Below are 19,436 nucleotides of genomic sequence, written 5' to 3' on the forward strand. Positions count from 1 at the left end.
TCTTGCATGATTGAAAGCAGCAGCATGCCCAAGGCCGTCGTCATCGGCATGCCCGGTGCGGGCAAGACCCGTCTGGGCAGGGAGACGGCCGCCCTGATCAAGGTGCCCTTCCGGGATACGGACCAATGTGTTGAGGAAGAAGCAGGTCTGTCGGTCAGCGAGATCTTCGACAGCCAGGGCGAGCAGGTCTTCCGCGGTATGGAGACCAGGACGGTCCTGGACCTCTTGAAGGATTTTCCCAGCGGCATCCTGTCCCTGGGAGGCGGTGCTCCCATGAGCATCGAGGTCTTCCAGGCGCTGCAGGACTATCGGCGGGCTGGCGGTGCTGTGGTCTACCTGCAGATCGACCCTGAGGAGGGGATCAGCCGAGCGGCTCACTCGGATCGTCGTCCCCTTCTTCGCGGCGGCGCATCGGAGCGCTGGATGGCTCTCTATCGTGAGCGTCGCAGCGTCTACCAGGGGCTGGCTACCATCACCCTCAAATCCAGGAACACCACCCCCTGGGCCCTAGCCCGACGGCTAGCCGATGCCTTGACTGAGCGGGTGGTTCACGTCAGCGGTCCCTATCCCTATGATGTGAGGATCGGCACCGGGGTGACCGGGCGACTGCATGAGCTGCTTGGCGACCAGACCATGAGGGTGGCCCTGATTCACACCCAGCCGGTCCAGCGTCATTCCGACCATGCCCGGGCCCTGCTTCGCCAGGCCGGGTATCAGGTGGTGGATTTGACCATTCCGGACGCGGAGGCAGGCAAGACCATCCAGGTCAGCCAGGGTATCTGGGAGCGCTTGGCCACCGAGGGCTTCACCCGTTCCGACGCGGTTGTGGGATTGGGAGGGGGAGCGGCCACAGACCAGGCCGGGTTTATCGCCGCTACTTGGATGCGCGGCATCCGCTATGTGAACTGCCCCACCTCCCTGCTGGCTATGGTTGATGCCTCCACCGGAGGTAAGACCGGCATCAACATGGAGCAGGGCAAGAATCTGGTCGGCAGCTTCTACACCCCTGCCGGCGTCCTGGCTGATCTGCGGACTCTGCGGACCCTGCCCAACGAGATCTTCGTAGAGGGCCTGGGAGAAGTGGCCAAGTCCGGTTTCATCATGGACGGAGGTATTCTGCGTGAGCTGGAGGAGCGGGCTGACTGCCTGCGAGCCTTCGACGGACAGGAGTCTGACCAGTGGCTGGGCACGGTGGTCCAGGATCTGATCGAACGCACCGTGGAGGTCAAGGCCCGGCACGTCTCAGTGGATCTCAAAGAGTCCGGCTTGCGGGAGTTCCTCAACTATGGCCACACCTTGGGCCACGCCATCGAGAAGATCGAACACTTCACCTGGCGGCATGGTCAGGCCGTCTCAGTGGGCATGGTCTTCGCGGCCGAGTTGGCCAGGATCACCGGCCATCTGGATCAGGAGGCGGTCGACTACCACCGGCAGCTTCTGTCTTCCCTGGGCCTTAGAACCTGGTGGGATGGTGGCGATTTCGACCATGTGCTGACCCTTATGCATCGGGACAAAAAGGCCCGTGGCAACAAGTTGCGGTTTATCATTCTTGATGGTTTGGGCAAACCCACCCACCTGGACGACCCGCCGGTCTCGGCGCTCAAGGAGGCCTTCCAGGCCATACGCAAGGAGGAATGACAAATGGCGGAAGCCGACAAGGGCAGGCAGACGGTTCTGGTGGTCAACGGACCCAACCTGGGTCGGCTGGGTGTGCGCGACCCTGATGTCTACGGTCGTCAGGATCTGGAGACACTGACCCGGGACTGCGAACAATGGGGTCAGCAGCTGGGCCTGGATGTTCAGGTGCTGCAATCGGACGACGAGGGCCAGGTCATCTGTTGGATGCATCAGGCGGTAGACCAGGGCAGCGCGGTGGTACTCAACCCGGCGGCCTTTACCCACTACAGCTATGGACTTGCCGATGCCGCCGTCCAGGTCACCCAGGCAGGGCTGCCGCTGATGGAGGTTCATATTTCCAATCCTTCATCCCGGGAGGCCTTCCGCCGACGCAGCGTCATCTCGCCGGTGGCCACCGGCACCATCACAGGCCTGGGTTTCTACGGCTACCGGCTGGCCTTGGAGGCAGTGGCTCACCTGCAGGAGAACGCATGAGAGACAGCGGAGAGACCGGCAAGAAGCTCTCTGCACCGCCCAAGGCCATCCTTGTCCGCGGCGCCAAGGTCCACAACCTGCGCAATCTGGATGTCGACGTTCCTTTGAATCATCTGGTGGGCATCGCCGGGGTCTCGGGCTCCGGAAAGTCCTCCCTGGCTCTGGGGGTCCTCTATGCCGAGGGCTCACGGCGCTACCTGGAATCCCTGTCCACCTACACCAGGAGGCGGATGACCCAGGCCCAGCGCCCTCAGGTGGACTCGGTGCGTTTCCTGCCCCCCGCATTGGCCCTGCGTCAACGCCCGGGCGTGGGTGGCATGCGCTCCACCTTCGGCACCGCCACCGAGCTGCTTAACGTGCTCAGGCTGATGTTTTCCCGGCTGGCCAGCCACGTCTGCCCCAATGGCCATCGGCAGGAGCCCACCCTGGCAGTGGCAGCCGAGATGACCATCAGCTGCCCTATTTGCGGTGCAAAGGTGGAGCCTCCCAGCGCCGAGGAGCTGGCCTTCAACTCCCTGGGGGCCTGCCCTGCCTGCCAAGGGACCGGGACCGTGCGCGAGGTGGACGACGCCACCCTGGTTCCCGATGGCAGCCTGACCATCGACCAAGGGGCCGTGGTGCCATGGCGGACCTTCGGCTTCAACGTCCAGCCCGACATCGTGCGCGAGTTCGGAGTCCGCACCGACGTGCCCTGGCGGGATCTGACCGATCGGGAACGAAAGATCGTCTTCGAGGGGCCAGCCGAGAAGAAGCACATCACCATTACTTCAATCAAGGGTGTCCATGAGCTGGACTTCACCTTCCGCAACGCACGGCTGACCGTGACCGAGGAGCTCAAGAGAGCCAACGACGACAAGCGCCTGGCCAAGGTGGCCAAGTTCCTGACCGAACGGACCTGCCCGGACTGCAAGGGCACCCGGCTCAACCAGCGGGCGCGTCTGCCCGAGATCAACGGAGACAACCTAGCCGAGGTCACCTCCTGGCCTCTTGATCGGGTGCTGGACTGGGGTCGGAAGCTGCCGCTCACGCTGCCTGAACCTATGCGGCCCATGGCGTCGGCCCTCTGCAAGACCCTGGATGAGATGGGCAGGCGACTGATTCAGTTGGGACTGAGCTACCTGACCCTGGACCGCTCCAGCGCCTCCCTGTCTACCGGGGAGCGGCAGCGGGCCCAGCTGGCCAGGGCTGTGCGTAATGAGACCACTGGCGTGCTCTATGTGCTGGACGAGCCCTCGACCGGCCTGCATCCTGCCAACCTGGAGGGGCTTACAGGGGTCATGCGCGACCTGCTGGCCGACGGCAATTCGGTGGTTTTCGTCGATCACGACGTCAAGGTTCTGCAATCAGCCGACTATCTGATCGAAATGGGTCCCGGAGCAGGGGAGCGCGGCGGCAGGATTTTGGCCCATGGAGCCCCTGAGCAGATCGCTGCAGACCCGGACTCGCGTATTGCCGGTTTTCTGGATGGACGCGAGCCTGTTCTGGTACGGGACCGGCATCCCATGCCTGCAGAGAATGAGTGGATCCGTATGCAATCAGGACCCATTCACACAGTCCACCCTCTCGTTCTAGCCATTCCCCGTGGGTGCATGACGGCAGTGACCGGCGTATCCGGCTCAGGAAAGACAACCATGATCCTGGAGTCTCTGGTCCCGGCTTTGCAGGCCCGCATTCAGGGCGACCCCATGCCCAAGCATGTACACAGCCTGGAACCAGCGGGCATCGACAGGGTCCGGCTGGTGGACTCCTCGCCCATAGGCATCAACGTGCGCTCCACGGTGGCCACCTACTCGGGGCTGATGGTCCGGCTGCGTCGCCTCTTCGCGGCCACTGGCCAGGCGAAAAAGGACAAGTTGGGCATCTCTGCATTCTCCTATAACACCGGATCCCTGCGCTGCCCCCAGTGTGACGGGACCGGGCAGATCAGCCTGGATGTGCAGTTCCTGCCCGACATCCCCATCACCTGCCCTAGCTGCCATGGTCGTCGATACCGTCCGGAGGCCGAGCACTACCGTTTGTCCACGCCGGCCCACGCGGAGCCGATGAGTCTGCCCGATCTGCTGGCCATGGAGGTGGGCCGTGCCCTGGAGGTCTTCGCACAGGGCCGCGAGTACACAGCCATCCGCCGAGGCTTGCAGACATTGAAGGACCTGGGCTTGGACTACCTGACCCTGGGGGAGGACACCCCCTCCCTGTCTGGAGGGGAGGCCCAGCGGCTGAAGCTGTCCAACGAGTTGGGCCGTAGGCAGAATGGCTCCATGTTCGTTCTCGATGAGCCCACCACAGGCCTGCATCCCTTGGATGTGCGCGTCCTGATCGGAGTACTGGAGCGCCTGGTCAGCAAGGAGGCCACGGTGGTCTTCATCGAACACGATCTGGACATGATCGCCAACGCCGACCATGTGGTCGATATGGGTCCGGGGGGCGGCGATCGAGGCGGAAGAATCGTGGCCCAAGGGGACCCGGAATCCGTGGCTCGCAACCCGGATTCGGTGACCGGCCGCTACCTGGCCGACCACCTGCATTTGAGCCGTCCTTGAATCAGTCAGTCCTCCTCGAGTGTTGGCCGGTTTCTGGTCGCTCCCGCCTGATAGGCTGAAGTTCCATGGTCAGAGAACATGGAAATCCGCAAGGGCATATCACCAAACACATTTTCGTCACCGGCGGCGTGGTCTCTTCGCTGGGCAAGGGACTGACCGCATCATCTCTGGGTCGTCTGCTGAGAAGCCGTGGAATCCGCGTTCTTCAACAGAAGCTGGATCCCTACATCAACGTCGATCCAGGGACCATGAACCCCTTCCAACACGGCGAGGTCTATGTGACCGAGGATGGGGCCGAAACCGACCTGGACATCGGCCATTACGAGCGTTTCACCGACGTCTTCCTCTCCCAGAAGGCCAATGTAACTACCGGCCAGATCTACCAGTCCGTTCTGCGCAAAGAGCGGGCGGGGGAGTACCTGGGCCAGTGCGTCCAGGTCATTCCCCATGTGACCAATGAAATCAAGAGCCGCATGCGGGCCCAGGCCAGTGACGATGTGGATGTAATCATCACCGAGATCGGAGGGACTGTGGGCGACATCGAGTCCCAGCCCTTCATGGAGGCCGCTCGCGAGGTTCGTCGGGACATCGGTCCGGACAACTGCATGTTCGTTCATGTCTCGCTGGTGCCCTATGTGGCAGCCGCCCACGAGCTGAAGACCAAGCCCACCCAGCACTCGGTCATGGCCCTGCGCCAGCTGGGCATCGCCCCCGATGCCTTGGTGCTGCGCTCTGACAGGCCGCTCAACCAGGGCATCAAGGACAAGATCTCCCTGATGTGCGACGTGGATGCCGAGGGCGTGGTCAACTGCGTGGATGCGCCCAGCATCTACGACGTGCCCAAGATCCTCTATAAGGAGGGTCTGGATACCTACGTGGTGCGCAAGCTGGGGCTGCCCTTCCACGACGTCGACTGGAACGAGTGGGAGGACCTGCTGGACCGGGTCCACAACCCCCGTACCAAGGTGACCGTCGCCATCGTGGGCAAGTACATCGACCTGCCTGACGCCTACCTGTCGGTCATCGAAGCTCTGAAGGCCGGCGGCTTCGCCAATCGGTCCCAGGTCCAGGTCAAGCTGGTGGCAGCCGACACCTGCGAGACCATGGATGGCGCCCGCAAGGCCCTGGAGGGCGTTGACGGCATCGTGGTTCCCGGAGGCTTCGGCATCCGTGGCATCGAGGGCAAGATTGGCGCTTTGCGCTACGCCCGTGAGACCGGCCTGCCCGCCTTGGGACTCTGTCTGGGTCTGCAGTCCATGGTCATCGAATTCGCCCGTCACGTCCTGGAGCTGGAGGATGCCAACTCCTCGGAGTTCGAGCCTGACTGCGAGAACCCGGTCATCGCCACCATGGAGGAGCAGAAGGAAATCGTGGCCGGCCATGGCGACATGGGCCACACCATGCGGCTGGGCGCCTACCCGGCAGTGCTCAAGCCCGACTCCCTGGTAGCCCGGCTCTATGGCTCCACTGAGATCTCAGAACGCCACCGCCACCGCTATGAGGTCAACGTCGCCTACAAGGAGCGGCTGGACAAGGCCGGCCTGCACATCTCAGGCACCAGCCCGGACGGGCAGCTGACCGAGTTCGTGGAGCTCTCCCAGGACCAGCACCCCTTCTATGTGGGTACCCAGGCCCACCCGGAGTTCAAGTCCCGGCCCACCAAGCCGCATCCTCTCTTCACCGGCCTGGTCAAGGCCAGCCTGGAGCACGGAGGCCAGGAGGCGGCCTGAAGTCAATTCCTTTTGGACTCTTCCGGTAAGATCGCCCGTTTCCCTCTTATAGGGAAGCGGGCGATTGCCATATCGGCGCTTTCGCCGAAAGGAAGGGTCGGATTCCTTAGAGAGCGTAAGCCCGGGTCTGGCGGTTCACCAGTGCCAAGGTTATCCTGTAAAGGTGTGATCGGCCGCATATGGTGGCCGTGCGTGTGTTAGGAGGTCTCAGCTCGTGGACAGCACCTCGCAGCGGACAGACACATCGCGGGATGTGGAAATGAGCCAATATGTGGCCGACCGCTCCCGCGTCAATGAAGAAAAAATCAAAAAAGACGACCAGATCATCTCCGAGTTCGGCGACTACACCTATGGCTGGCACGACTCTGATGATGCCGGTCGCAACGCTCACAAGGGCATCGACGAGGACGTGGTCCGGGCCATCTCGGCCGACAAGGGCGAGCCTGACTGGATGCTGCAGATGCGACTTGAGGGCTATCGGGCTTTCATGGACAAGCCCATGCCCAAGTGGGGCGTGGATTTAAGCGGGTTCGATGCCGACGACTTCAAGTACTACGTCAAGCCCTTGAAGGAGCAGGCCAAGGACTGGAAGGAACTGCCCGACGACATCCGCACTACTTACGACCGGCTGGGCATCCCCGAGGCCGAGAAGAAGCGGCTGGTCTCCGGTGTAGCCGCCCAGTACGAGTCCGAGGTCATCTACAATTCCATCCGTGACGACCTGCGCAAACAGGGGGTTATCTTCCTGGATACGGATACGGCCCTGAAAGAGTACCCGGACCTCTTCCGCAAGTACTTTGCCACGGTCATTCCCCCGGACGACAACAAGTTCGCCGCCTTGAACACGGCGGCCTGGTCGGGTGGCTCCTTCGTCTACGTGCCCAAGGGAGTCCATGTGGACATCCCCCTGCAGGCCTACTTCCGGATCAACACGCCCAACATGGGCCAATTCGAGCGCACGCTGATCATCGCCGACGAGGGTTCCTACGTCCATTACGTGGAGGGCTGCACGGCCCCCATCTACTCCACCGACTCCCTGCATGCGGCCAATGTGGAAATCGTGGTCGAGCCTCACGCCCGTGTGCGCTACACGACGGTCCAGAACTGGTCCAACAACGTCTACAATCTGGTCACCCAGCGTGCCTATGTACGCGAGGGCGGCACCATGGAGTGGGTGGACGGCAACATCGGGTCCAAGGCGACCATGAAGTACCCGGCCTGCATCCTTGCCGAGCCCTACGCCAAGGCCGAGACCCTCTCCCTGGGCTTCGCCGGCAAGGGACAATACCAGGACACGGGCGCCAAAATGATTCACCTGGCACCCCACACCTCCTCAACCATCGTCTCCAAGTCCATCTCCCGCAACGGGGGAAGGGCCGCATACCGGGGCCTGGTCAAGATCATCAAGGGTGCCGAGAAGTCCTCTTCTTCGGTGGTCTGCGACGCCCTGCTGGTGGACGACTACTCCCGGTCGGACACCTACCCGCACGTGGACGTTCGCGAGGACGACGTGTCCATGGCCCACGAGGCCACCGTCTCCAAGGTCTCCGAGGACCAGCTCTTCTACCTGATGAGCCGCGGTCTGGAGGAGAAGGAAGCCATGGGCATGATCGTGCGGGGGTTCGTGGAGCCTATCTCCCGGCAGCTGCCCATGGAGTACGCGTTGGAGCTCAACCGCTTGGTCGAATTGCAGATGGAGGGTTCGGTAGGCTGATGTCACAGAAGAGCGAAATAACCATTCCGCATGCGGATCCCAAGGACCCATACGCTTTCCCGGCAACCATGCCGTCCAGCGCCGACAAGGAGCCCCGCTCCTTCAATCCTGAAGACTTCCCCATGCCCACCCGCAAGCAGGATGACTGGCGGTTCACCCCCATCGACCGAATGGAGGAGTTCTTCGCTGTCTTCAAGCCCAGCGGTCTGACCAGGGTCTCGGTCACCATGATCGACGGGTCCGTCCCTCCCGCAGATCAGGTCAGCTTCAGCCAGATTCCCATGGCTCAGGCTCCCTGCGGCACTGTCCTCAAGCCCAGCGACCGAGCGGCAGCCGTGGAGTGGGCGAGTGGCAAGCAGGCGACTGTGGTCAACCTCAGAGGCACCTTGGATCAGCCCGTGCTGGTCCGTGTCAATGGCGGCGGCCCCGAGTTGGATGCCTTCCACTTGGTCATCAAGGCAGAGGCGGGCACCAAGGCCGATCTGGTGGTCGAGCACCAGGGCCAGGCACGTCTGGCTGAGGGCGTTGAAATCGACATCGGTGACAAATCGCAGATGTCGACCACCTTCATCCAGGAGTGGGACAAGGGCAGCAAGCATGTAGGCAACCATCGCATTCACCTGGGAGCCGAGGCCTCCCTGCGTCACTCTGTAGTCAACCTGGGCGGCGATGTCGTGCGGCTGCGCATGGACCAGGACTTCGGCGGCGAGCAGGGCGACCTGAACATGTTGGGTATCTACTTCGTCGACCCCGGCCAGCACATGGAGCACAGGACCATGGTGGTGCACAACCATCCCAACTGCAAGTCCCGCGTGGTCTACAAGGGGGCCCTGGATGGAATCGGCGCGCACACCACCTGGGTGGGTAATGCGCTCATTCAGCCCACCGCGCCTGGAACCGACTCCTACGAGCTCAACCGGAATCTGGTGTTGACCCCTGGGGCTATCGCGGATTCCGAGCCCAACCTGGAGATCGAGAACGGCGACATCATCGGGGCAGGCCATGCCAGTTCGGTTGGGCGCTTCGACGACGAGGAGCTCTTCTACCTGCAGTCCCGCGGCATCCCCGAGCAGGAGGCCCGCAAGCTGGTGGTTCGAGGCTTCTTCGGAGAACTGGTGGAGGAGATTGACGTCCCCAGCGTCTCCGGGCACCTGATGGGGGTCATCGACCGCAGGCTGGCGGCCGGCGAGGATCAAGAGATGCAGCACGTTTTGGAGGAGAACTGACATGTCCACATTGGAAATCAAGGATCTGCACGTCTCAGTGGAGACCAAGGAGGGTCGCAAGCAGATCCTCAAAGGGGCCACGCTGACCGTACACTCCGGTGAAACCCATGCCATCATGGGGCCCAACGGGTCGGGCAAGTCCACCCTGGCCTATACATTGGCCGGCCATCCCAAGTATGAGGTGGATTCGGGCCAGGCCCTGCTGGATGGGCAGGATCTGCTCAAGATGACCCCGGACGAGCGGGCCAAGGCAGGGCTCTTCCTGGCCATGCAGTACCCGGTAGAGGTGCCTGGCGTGTCCATGACCAACTTCCTGCGTACTGCCAAGACCGAGGTCGACGGCAAGGCCCCGGCCATCCGCCAGTGGACCAAGGATCTGAATGATGCCATGAAGCGGCTGCGCATGGATCCCAAGTTCGCCCGGCGTTCGGTAAACGAAGGCTTCTCGGGCGGCGAGAAGAAGCGGGCCGAGGTCCTGCAGCTGGAGCTCCTCAAACCTAAGTTCGCCATCCTGGACGAAACCGACTCCGGGCTTGACGTGGACGCTCTGCGCATCGTCTCCGAAGGGGTCAACAGGGCCAAAGGGAAAACCGGCATGGGCGTGCTCATGGTCACCCATTACACCAGGATTCTCAAGTATATCCAGCCTGACATCGTCCACGTTTTCGCCGACGGTCGCTTTGTGAAGACCGGCGGTCCCGAGCTGGCCGACACCCTGGAGGAGACCGGGTACGACCAGTACCTGCCAGAGGGCGCCGACTCCGAATCGGCCCTGGCCTGAGGATAAGAGAAGAGGTCCGCAATGGTCATTGATGACAGCATTCGGCAGCAGTTTCCGATTCTGGACCAGCAGGTGCATGGGCACCCCATGGTTTATCTGGACTCGGCTGCCACTGCCCAGAAGCCCCTGGCGGTCATCGATGCCGTTCGGGACTTTTACCTGAAGGACAATGCCGGGGTGCACCGGGGCGCCCACGAACTGGCTGCCCGCAGTACCATGGCCTTCGAACATGCACGCTCACGCGTGGCCGCCTTGGTCGGCGCAGAAGGCCAGGAGGGCGGCGAGGAGATTGTCGTCACCGCCGGGGCCACGGCTGCTCTGAACCTGCTGGCCACCGCCTTCGGCAATGCCAGCCTGGGTCGTGGAGGCAAGGCGGCACAGAGATTCGCCCTGAAGCCCGGGGATGAGGTCGTGGTCAGCAAGGCCGAGCATCACTCGGTTCTCCTGCCCTTCCAGGAGCTCTGCTACCGGACCGGGGCAGTCCTCAAGAGTTTCGATCTGGACCCGGATGGCCGTGTTCTGGCCGATACCGCCGACCAGGTCATTACCGAGCGGACCAAGGTGGTCGCCGTCACCCACGTCAGCAATGTGACCGGCGCCATTACTGACATCAAGCCCATTGTCCGCCGTGCCCATCAGGTGGGCGCCCTGGTGGTGCTGGACGTATGCCAGTCGGTGCCTCACCTGCCTATCGATCTGCACGCCATGGACGTGGACTTCGCTGCCTGGAGTGCGCATAAGATGTATGGCCCCACCGGCGTGGGCTTCCTCTATGGCCGCCGAGAGCTGCTTGAGGCCCTGCCACCGGCGTCATTCGGCGGATCCATGGTGGAGCTGGCCTATCTGGACCGTCCAGCCAGCTATATGGATCCGCCAGCCCGGTTTGAGGCTGGCACCCAGCCGGTTGCACAGATGATTGGCGCTGGTGTAGCTGCCGATTGGCTGATGGATCTGGGCATGGAGAACGTGGCTGAACACGAGAAGGCCATCGCCATTGGTCTGTTGAGGGTGGGGGAGTTGGATGGGGTACGTATCCTAGGGCCGACCACTCCAGAGGACCGGATCGGCACGGTCGCCTTCGACGTGCAGGGGGTCCATCCCCACGACGTGGGCCAGTATGTGGATTCGCGCGGTATTGCCATCCGCGTAGGACACCATTGCGCTCAGCCGGTCCATCGACACTTCGGTCTGATGGCCTCCAACCGGGCCTCGACCGGTGTTTACAATACTGTGGCCGACACGGATGCCCTGCTGGATGCCGTCTCCGGAGTCCGCAGGTTCTTCCGGGTGGCGTGAGGGTCTTCACCGGCAGCGCATCGACGGCTTTGGCTAAGACATACTGGTAGGTTTAAGGACATGGCAGATTTCGGGATGGATGACGAGGATCTGGAGCAGATGTACCAGGAGGTGATCCTGGACGCGGCAAGGGATCCTCACGGGCGTGTAGGGGATCAGGCTGATGGGGGAGAAGACTCTGACGGCGACGGCGTGACCATCAGGGTGGAGCACGAGGCCTGCCTGGCTGCCGAGTCCCATCAGTTCAATCCCACATGCGGGGATCAGGCAACCATTCATGTGGAGGTGGCGCCTGGCGAGCAGGGCGGCCCCGACCTCATCCAGCGAATCGTCTGGCAAGGTTCAGGCTGCTCCATCAGCCAGGCCAGCCTGTCCATCATGGTGGATCTGGTTCAGGGGCAGACCGTTGACCATGCCATGGACCTGGCTGCTGACTTCCGCAAGCTTATGGAATCGCGCGGAGCTGGCATCGAGGATGAGAAGGCGCAAGATGCCCTTGGCGATGCCATGGTCTTCCAGGGCGTGTCCAAGTATCCCATGCGAATCAAGTGCGCCCTCCTGGGTTGGGAGGGTATGAAGGCTTCGGTGGCCCAGGCCCTGTCAGCTGGGCGGGTGGGCGACAAAGCTGTGAAGGAGGAGCAGGCATGAGCGGCAACACGAATCTGGTGCCCGAACCCCAGGACTCCATCCTGGCCTCGGTGGGCAGGGCCATCAGCGATCCAAGCACGGCACAGGCCTTGGCTGGCAATCCCCTGGGCGCAGAAACGGTTCTGAAGTCGGCCGAGGGAGGTTCCATGCGTCAGGTCGATGGTCAGGCGAACAAGGAGTCTGATTTAGCCAAGGCCGGCGATCAGCGTGCCGACCAGACTGCCCCTGAAGTCTCCCCCGAGGGTGAGTCTGCGGACCAAGGCTCGAATGACCAAGCTACGGCTAGCAAGCAGGTCACCAATAGCGAGAAAACAGTTGACCAGAATGCCGCTGATGCTGAGGCCGCCGCTGAGGAGGCCATCCCTCTCAAGGCCGTCGACGACATCGGCCGGGCCACCGCCGAGGATGTCAGGGAGGCCCTGCACCAGGTCATCGATCCCGAGCTGGGCATTGATGTGGTCGACCTAGGACTGGTCTATGGCATAGAAATCGACGAACTGGGAAGGGCCATCATCACCATGACCCTGACCACGCCAGCCTGCCCGCTGACAGACCTGATTGAGGACCAGTGCGCCAGTGTCCTGGCGGGCCTGGTGGAGGAGTTCCGCATTGACTGGACCTGGTCGCCGCGTTGGACCCTGGACATGATCACTCCTGAGGGTCGTGAGCAGCTGGCCGCCATCGGCTTCAACTTCGAGAACATGCCCACCTATCAGTGAGGCCATCTGTCAGGTAGGTCGTTTCAGGTCCTTCCATGCGAATATACTGATGATCCCGGTCCGCCGTGACCGGCACGGCGCATGAGAGAAAGCACAGTGAAATGGCATTGACCATGGGCTGGAAACTGCATGGCGACGGGAAAACATTGGCTCCGGGCGAGGTAGTAGAACCGGATGAGCGACTCACATGGCCACGTACGGCCGGGATCGGTGCCCAGCACGTCATCGCCATGTTCGGTTCCACTTTCCTAGTCCCTATTCTGACCGGATTCGACCCCTCCACTACCCTCTTCTTCACGGCCATGTCTACGGCCCTCTTCCTTCTTATCAACCGTAACCGTCTGCCCTCCTACCTGGGCAGCTCTTTCGGTTTCATCGCCCCGGTCCTGGCAGTGACCACCGCCCACAAGGGTCTTGCTGTGGCCTCCTTCGGAATCATGGTCACCGGCGTCTTGCTCTTCCTGATTGGCCTGATTGTCCACTTCGCAGGCTCGCGATGGATCGATATGATCATGCCCCCGGTGGTCAACGGCGCCATCGTGGCCATCATCGGCTTCAATCTGGCCCCCTCGGCCTGGAAGAATTTCAAATCGGCCCCGCTGACCGCCCTGGTCACCCTGGTGGCCGTCATGCTGATAGCCGTGCTCTTCAAGGGCTTGATCGGCCGTCTCAATATTCTTCTGGGCGTCATCGTCGGCTACATCTTTGCGGTCGCCCAGGGCCAGGTCGACTTCGCAGCTGTGGAAAAGGCCGCCTGGTTCGGTCTGCCTCACTTCCACACTCCTCAGGCCGACCCTTCAGTCTTGGCCATGTTCATCCCTGTGGTGCTGGTCCTGGTGGCCGAGAACATCGGTCATGTCAAGTCTGTGGCCCTGATGACCGGGCGCGATTATGACGATCAGATCGGAACCGCCCTTATGGCCGACGGTCTGGGCACTACGCTGGCCGGGCTGGGAGGAGGCTCGGGCACCACCACCTACGCAGAGAACATCGGCGTCATGGCTGCCACCAAGGTCTATTCCACAGCCGCCTACTGGTGCGCCGCCATCTTCGCCTTCCTGCTCTCCCTCTGTCCCAAGTTCGGTGCCGTCATCAACACCATTCCCACCGGCGTTCTGGGCGGGGTCACCACCATGCTCTACGGCATGATCGGCATGCTGGGCATCCGCATATGGGTTGAGAACAAGGTGGACTTCGGCAAATCCGTCAACATGACCGTGGGCGCCGTCGTCATGATCGTGGGCATCGCAGACTTCACCTTCGCAGTGGCTGGAGTCAGCTTCAACGGCATCGCTATTGGCTCTGTGGCTACTCTGGCCATGTATCACGGTCTCAAGGCCATCGGCCGCTGGCGGGGAACTATCGACCCGGACGACTACATCCATGAGGATTCGCAAGCCGTCTCCCAGCAGAGCTGATTGCGCCATGTCCGCCCGACATTCCCTGGTTGCCTGATACTCGAACCTCAACTGCTGACAAGTATCGCCTGACGCCAAAGATTGTCCGGTATTAAGTACGCAGCCATGCAGTGAAGAGACTCAGGGCAGCAGGAATTCGCTACGCAGCAGAGGGCTCAGTTGGTTGGTTGGCTGGCTTAGTCAGCTGGCAAGGCTCGGCTAGCATGCCTGCTGGGGTCTGGTTGCGTAGAAGGCTACGGCGCTTGATGCAGCCACGTTCAGACTGTCCACGTCGTGGCTCATGGGGATGCGCACGGTCAGGTCCGCCCGGGCGATGGTCCTGTGGCTGAGCCCGTCGCCTTCTGTACCGAATATCAGGGCCAGACGATCGATTTGATCGGGCCCGGGTCTTAGACGCTCGGCCAGATCATCCAGGCTGATGGCATCCCGGTTCAGGGCCATGGCTGCAGTGGTGAAGCCCAAATCGTGCAGTTGGCGCATGCCCTGGTCGGGCCAGGCGTGGACGTCGTCGCCACCAATCCTTGTCCAGGGAACCTGAAAGATCGTGCCCATGGAGACTCTCGCGGCCCTGCGGTAAAGGGGATCAGAGCAGGAGGGGGTGACCAGGACCGCATCTACCTGCAGGGCCGCCGCAGAACGCATCAGGGCGCCGATGTTGGTGTGATCAACAATGTTCTCCATGACGGCCACCCGTCTTGCCGAGCGGCAGATATGCTCGACTGTGGGCAGCGGCCAGCGTCTCATGGCCGCCAGCGCGCCCCGATGCAGCCGGTAGCCGGTGATGGTCTTGAGCTGTGCGGGGCTGGCTACGTAGACGGGAACGTTGGGCCCGAAGGCAGCGTCCACCTGGTCGAACATGGAATGCATCCCCTCCAGCCAGGTCTCTTCCACCAGGAAGGAGATAGGCTCAACCCCGGCATCCAGGGCGCGGGCGATGACCTTGGGGGACTCGGCGATGAACAGGCCCTTGGCAGGCTCCAGACGATTGCGCAGCTGCGGCTCGTTCAGCCTGGTGTATGCCTCGATTCTTTCATCGTCTATGGAGTCGATTCTCACCTTGAGCACGCCTGCAGCTCCTTTTCCCGGTCCTGAGAACAGCATAGGCGGCGCAACCGAAAACATCCGGTCGCGTCGCCTAAGGCAGTTGAAATTCAGCTCAGGTAAGCTATCACTGCCTCTCTTGTGCAGCCTGACTATCGGCGGCAGCAATGCGCTTTGCGATGTCGCCCTGAGGGCCAAGCTCCGGCAGCAGCAGGACGAAGACATCGGAGAGCAGGAAGATCATGCTTTCCAGCCCCAGGTTGAGCACGTAGTTGCCCTTGCTGATCGAGGAGATGATGATAGGCAACAGGAAGGCGCAGAGAAGACCAACAGTGCTGACCAGACCACCGGCGCTTCCGGCATACTTGCCGCGAATCTCAGGCAGGGCGAAGGGCATGGCCTGGACGATGGGGCCGTTTATGGCGCCAAAGGCGCCTGAAATGAACATGATGCAGCAGAGCAAACCCACAACAGGGGCCTTCTTCAGCATCAGCACCACTGCCCAGAAGTAGACCATGAGTGCCGTACCCACCAGAATGGTGGCGAAGAGGTAACCCTTCCACTTGCCAAGACGAGAGCTGATCATGGGCCCGACGATGGATCCTGCGATGGAGCCCAGGGCCGCTGCTGAGGCGACAAGACCGGCTGATGTCTTGTTGAAGCCGTTGTTGTTGATCAGCGTTTGGGGAATGAATCCCGCGAAGGCGGTAGATGCAGCCATGGAGCAGCCGTAGCAGAGGGCGATCAGCCAGACATTGCGACTCCGTGCTGCGACGTTAAAGTACTTGAGCGGAGAATCGGTGGCTGGTGGCAGATGCACTCCTTCAGGAGCGTCACGAATCAGAAAGACCCAGAGCAGGCTTGCCACCGTCAGGATGATAGCTGCGCTCAGATAGGAGTTGCGCACCGAGAACCGGGGAGCAACCATTTGGGCCAGAATGACCCCGATGCCGGCCGATCCATAGAAGAATCCCATGGCAATCTGCGTCTGATCGCCGAACCAGACGCTGAAGATCTTGACCAGATTGGCGTTCAAAGCCGCAATGCCGGCCCCCAGCAGGAACATTGAGAGCATCTGCAGCGGGAAGTTGAGGCCGAAGGTCCTGATGTAGGCGCCGACCACGGCTATGGCCAGACCGGTCAGGACTACCTTCTTGGGGCCAACACGGTCACCGATGGTGCCCATGGGGATGCTGAGAAATACTGCAGTCAACATGGGCATGAGCAGCAGCGTCGAGAATCCGGCTTGGTCGATGTGCAGCATGGGCATCAGGTAGACCGCCAGAGCGGATATCTGGTACTGCATGTAGTTGGACAGGATGCCGATCAGGCAGACCACGGCCGCGATGACCCAGCGGTAATTGGATGATTTTCGAGTGTTCATGTTCTCTCCCTCCACGGTTTACGTGGAACAGGCAGCTTAGTGACGGTCTCCATCCAACAGGCACTCCTCGAATGCCGGACGGAGCAGATCGATGTTCTCCTTGTTGACGTCCCGGCGCAGGTTCCAGCCGTTTTCGTCGATGACCATGGTGTCTGGATGGTCGATGCTGTAGGGCTTCCAGGCATCGCCTACGCCGCTGACAGGATGGCCGGTGGCGGCGAAGGAGCACCAGGCGTCGTTCATCTCGTCCGACAGATGCATGGGCGGCACCTCGCCGGTCAAGGTCTCGGGCAGGTCAGGCCGTTGGGTGTTATGCAGCACGAAGGGCAGTTCAATGGCATGGCATGATCCCATTCCGGGGATCTTGGAGGCGTAGGTGAACAGGTACTGGTAGACGGTGCTGTACTTGGACTGGTACTCGCACATGAGGTTGGTGCCAACCCTGAAGCCGATCTGATTGGCGTACTCCAAGTAGCGCTCGGCGGGATCTTCTCCTGGGTGGGCCTGCTCCCAGAGCTTCTCGTAGTGTTCGGAGTCCAACTTGCCATCAAAGTGGAAGATAGCCTGGTGGTGCCAGAAGTCAGGCATTTCGTTGCCAAAGTCCTTGAAGTAGAGCTTCCAGTAGGCAAACTCGTCGGCGTTGCAGCCCAGCATGATCTCTACGTCCTTTGCGGCACCGTCCTTGAATGCCTGTAGGGGCTTGGCCGGAAGGTAGTCGCCATCGGTGGTGGGAGCGAAGATCAGCGAGATCTCATGGATGTGCTTGGTAAAGAACTCTCCGGTGAACTTCATCATGATGTCGCCGACAGGCAGGGCCGCCAGCTCCTGGGCAGTCTTGCAACCCATCATCTCCATGAACTCGCGTGCGTAGGGAGCCGTGGATTCCGGGGTGTTGTAGAGCTGGATGGGGCCGGATTCGCCGATGGCTCTTTGGAAGAGCCCCTTGGCAGCTGGAGCGACGGTCAGCAGCATAGTGGAGCCTGAACCGCATGATTCGCCAAAGAGGGTGACCCGGTCAGGATCTCCGCCGAAAGCGGCGATGTTCTCCTGAATCCACTGCAGGGCGGCGACCTGGTCCATGAGTCCCAGATAGCCTGACTGCCGGTATTCGTCGCCCCCAGGCAATCCGGCCAGGTTCATGTACCCGAAGAGGTTGACCCGGTAGTTGATGGTGACATAGACGACATCGTTGCGCTTGGTGAAGTTGCTTCCGTCGTACATGGGGTCGGACGAACCGCCCTCCACGTATGCGCCGCCGTGGATGAAGACCATGACGGGCAGCCTTTGGGCGCCCTCATGGCCGACCCAGACGTTCAGGGTCAGGCAGTCCTCGCTCTGCTGGCGGCGTGAGGCATACATAACTGGGTCGTATTTTTGCAGGGCGGAATCCCCGAAGTGAGTGCAGTCGTAGTCGCGGTGCTCGGGATCCAGATGCTCCGGGGCCTTCCAGCGGCGTGCGCCCACGGGAGGTTTGGCGTAGGGGATGCCCAGGTAGGCGACAGTCCCCTGAGAGGTGGTGATGCCATGGTAGGTGCCAAATTCTGTGGTGACAGTTGGCATGATTTTCCTTTCCAGGAGGTAATGATCGGTCGGCGGCTGTGTCCCCGTCGACCTTGGATAAATGTCACCCTATGGCCTGGTGTCAGCCGAAGGTCAAATCGGGTGGAAGGGCAGTGTGCAGCTTTGGGTCTGAAGATTCATATAGGGGGCAAAACACTGACAGAACGAGGATTTCAGGCTGATACGATGGATTACGTCCATAAAGATGCAGGGGAGGGGAGTATGGAAAACCCTAGGGTCGGACCAGACCCGTGCAGGAGGCAGCCATGGAAGCCGAGGTAGATGACACAGAGAGCCTGATCGAGGAGGGCTACACCATCCGTCAGACGGCACGCTTGTACGACATCACCACTGAGACCCTGTATTACTACGAGCAGATCGGGCTGGTGGTGCCCCGACGCAATCCGGTCAACGGTTATCGACTTTATGGGCCGAACGACTTTGCTCGGCTCAACGTCATACAGGCCCTTCGGAAGCTGGATTTCAGCCTGGACCGCATAGGACATTACTTGAAAAATCGCACCTTCGATGCCACCCTCTCGCTGATTGACGAGGAGGTGGAACGTGTTGACAGCCAGATGCGGTATTTGGCCTCCATCAAGCGTGGCCTCTTGAGCAGCCTGCAGAAGTATACGCATGCCATGACTTCCATATCCCCGGCACGGACCGTAATCGTCCACCGTCCCTTGCGTCACTGCGCCCTGGTGGCGGACCACATGATCGGCTACGACAGGATACCCTTCGCATTCGCCCACTACACGGCACTGCACCACGAGACGCTGCAGATCCTCAATACGCTGACCTGTTATCAAGTGGATGCTTCACGTCCGGTCAAGGGCTGGTTCCCGCCCAAGGCCATCCTGCTCTACTGCCCCGATCCAGGGTTTAGCGGTGATTATGATCTGCCAGCCGGCACCTATGCCTCCTGCACCTTTGTGGGCAGTTTTGCTCGCTGCAGACAAATCCATGGCAAGATGCTCGAAGATCTAAAGACCATGGGCTACCGTGTGGACGGAGATCCCTTGGAGTTCTGCCTCATCGGCGAATACGAGTCCAATGACTTCGATGAATATGTGAGCAGGATGGAGATCCCTGTAGTCTCCAACGACCTGGAATCGAGTGTCCGGAACGGGAGTTGAACCCGTACGCCTGTATATATATAGGCACTAGCACCTCAAGCTAGCGCGTCTACCATTCCGCCACCCGGACAGGTGCGTAATTGCAACGGAAATAATCATAGCATCTTGGGCGGAATCACGCACTGAGC

15 protein-coding genes and 1 tRNA gene are annotated in these 19,436 nt (G+C 61.3%); 12 read left to right on the forward strand and 4 right to left on the reverse strand.

Features of this window, described 5'->3' with window-relative positions:
- Nucleotides 1-6 precede the first annotated feature (6 nt).
- From J3U06_RS04115 to J3U06_RS04165, 11 genes are all read left to right on the forward strand, one after another.
- Nucleotides 7-1,638: a bifunctional shikimate kinase/3-dehydroquinate synthase gene (locus tag J3U06_RS04115; protein WP_267399875.1), complete on the forward strand. Its 1,632-nt coding sequence runs from the start codon at nucleotides 7-9 to the stop codon at nucleotides 1,636-1,638.
- 3 nt (nucleotides 1,639-1,641) lie between these two features.
- On the forward strand, nucleotides 1,642-2,112 hold the full coding sequence (gene aroQ, locus J3U06_RS04120; protein ID WP_267444392.1) for a type II 3-dehydroquinate dehydratase: 471 nt from the start codon (nucleotides 1,642-1,644) through the stop codon (nucleotides 2,110-2,112).
- The gene (locus tag J3U06_RS04125; RefSeq protein WP_267444393.1) at nucleotides 2,109-4,652 is read left to right on the forward strand and encodes an excinuclease ABC subunit UvrA; all 2,544 of its coding nucleotides are present in this window, start codon (nucleotides 2,109-2,111) and stop codon (nucleotides 4,650-4,652) included. Before aroQ ends, J3U06_RS04125 begins: the two co-directional genes overlap by 4 nt.
- 65 nt (nucleotides 4,653-4,717) lie before the next feature.
- The gene (locus J3U06_RS04130) at nucleotides 4,718-6,382 is read left to right on the forward strand and encodes a CTP synthase (RefSeq protein ID WP_220235899.1); all 1,665 of its coding nucleotides are present in this window, start codon (nucleotides 4,718-4,720) and stop codon (nucleotides 6,380-6,382) included.
- Between the two features lie 259 nt (nucleotides 6,383-6,641).
- Nucleotides 6,642-8,096 (forward strand): Fe-S cluster assembly protein SufB, encoded by a 1,455-nt coding sequence (gene sufB / locus J3U06_RS04135; RefSeq protein WP_267400251.1) that lies wholly within the window; start codon nucleotides 6,642-6,644, stop codon nucleotides 8,094-8,096.
- Entirely contained in the window at nucleotides 8,096-9,322 is a 1,227-nt protein-coding gene (gene sufD / locus J3U06_RS04140; protein WP_267444394.1) for a Fe-S cluster assembly protein SufD, read from the forward strand. Before sufB ends, sufD begins: the two co-directional genes overlap by 1 nt.
- Nucleotide 9,323: 1 nt before the next feature.
- On the forward strand, nucleotides 9,324-10,103 hold the full coding sequence (gene sufC / locus J3U06_RS04145) for a Fe-S cluster assembly ATPase SufC (protein ID WP_220235897.1): 780 nt from the start codon (nucleotides 9,324-9,326) through the stop codon (nucleotides 10,101-10,103).
- 21 nt (nucleotides 10,104-10,124) lie between these two features.
- The gene (locus J3U06_RS04150) at nucleotides 10,125-11,399 is read left to right on the forward strand and encodes a SufS family cysteine desulfurase (protein WP_267444395.1); all 1,275 of its coding nucleotides are present in this window, start codon (nucleotides 10,125-10,127) and stop codon (nucleotides 11,397-11,399) included.
- Between the two features lie 60 nt (nucleotides 11,400-11,459).
- On the forward strand, nucleotides 11,460-12,047 hold the full coding sequence (sufU, locus tag J3U06_RS04155; RefSeq protein ID WP_267399880.1) for a Fe-S cluster assembly sulfur transfer protein SufU: 588 nt from the start codon (nucleotides 11,460-11,462) through the stop codon (nucleotides 12,045-12,047).
- Nucleotides 12,044-12,766: a metal-sulfur cluster assembly factor gene (locus J3U06_RS04160; RefSeq protein WP_267444396.1), complete on the forward strand. Its 723-nt coding sequence runs from the start codon at nucleotides 12,044-12,046 to the stop codon at nucleotides 12,764-12,766. Before sufU ends, J3U06_RS04160 begins: the two co-directional genes overlap by 4 nt.
- A 101-nt stretch (nucleotides 12,767-12,867) precedes the next feature.
- Nucleotides 12,868-14,184, forward strand: a complete 1,317-nt coding sequence (locus J3U06_RS04165) for a uracil-xanthine permease family protein (protein ID WP_267444397.1) — start codon at nucleotides 12,868-12,870, stop codon at nucleotides 14,182-14,184.
- A 198-nt stretch (nucleotides 14,185-14,382) separates the two neighbouring features.
- Here the strand turns inward: J3U06_RS04165 and J3U06_RS04170 are convergent, their stop codons facing one another.
- From J3U06_RS04170 to J3U06_RS04180, 3 genes are all read right to left on the reverse strand, one after another.
- Nucleotides 14,383-15,249: a TrmH family RNA methyltransferase gene (locus tag J3U06_RS04170; RefSeq protein ID WP_267444398.1), complete on the reverse strand. Its 867-nt coding sequence runs from the start codon at nucleotides 15,247-15,249 to the stop codon at nucleotides 14,383-14,385.
- 103 nt (nucleotides 15,250-15,352) lie between these two features.
- Nucleotides 15,353-16,609, reverse strand: coding sequence for an MFS transporter (locus tag J3U06_RS04175; protein WP_220235891.1), 1,257 nt, complete (start codon nucleotides 16,607-16,609; stop codon nucleotides 15,353-15,355).
- 36 nt (nucleotides 16,610-16,645) lie between these two features.
- Nucleotides 16,646-18,169, reverse strand: coding sequence for a carboxylesterase/lipase family protein (locus J3U06_RS04180; protein WP_267444399.1), 1,524 nt, complete (start codon nucleotides 18,167-18,169; stop codon nucleotides 16,646-16,648).
- Between the two features lie 266 nt (nucleotides 18,170-18,435).
- Between J3U06_RS04180 and J3U06_RS04185 the strand changes: the two genes are divergently transcribed.
- A complete protein-coding gene (locus tag J3U06_RS04185; protein ID WP_267399886.1) occupies nucleotides 18,436-19,308 on the forward strand; it encodes a MerR family transcriptional regulator in 873 nt (290 codons plus the stop codon).
- Here the strand turns inward: J3U06_RS04185 and J3U06_RS04190 are convergent.
- A tRNA-Leu gene (locus J3U06_RS04190) sits at nucleotides 19,290-19,378 on the reverse strand. The genes J3U06_RS04185 and J3U06_RS04190 overlap by 19 nt on opposite strands.
- Nucleotides 19,379-19,436: the final 58 nt, after the last annotated feature.

This window comes from Bifidobacterium sp. B4142 (assembly GCF_026537325.1).
GTDB lineage: Bacteria > Actinomycetota > Actinomycetes > Actinomycetales > Bifidobacteriaceae > Bombiscardovia.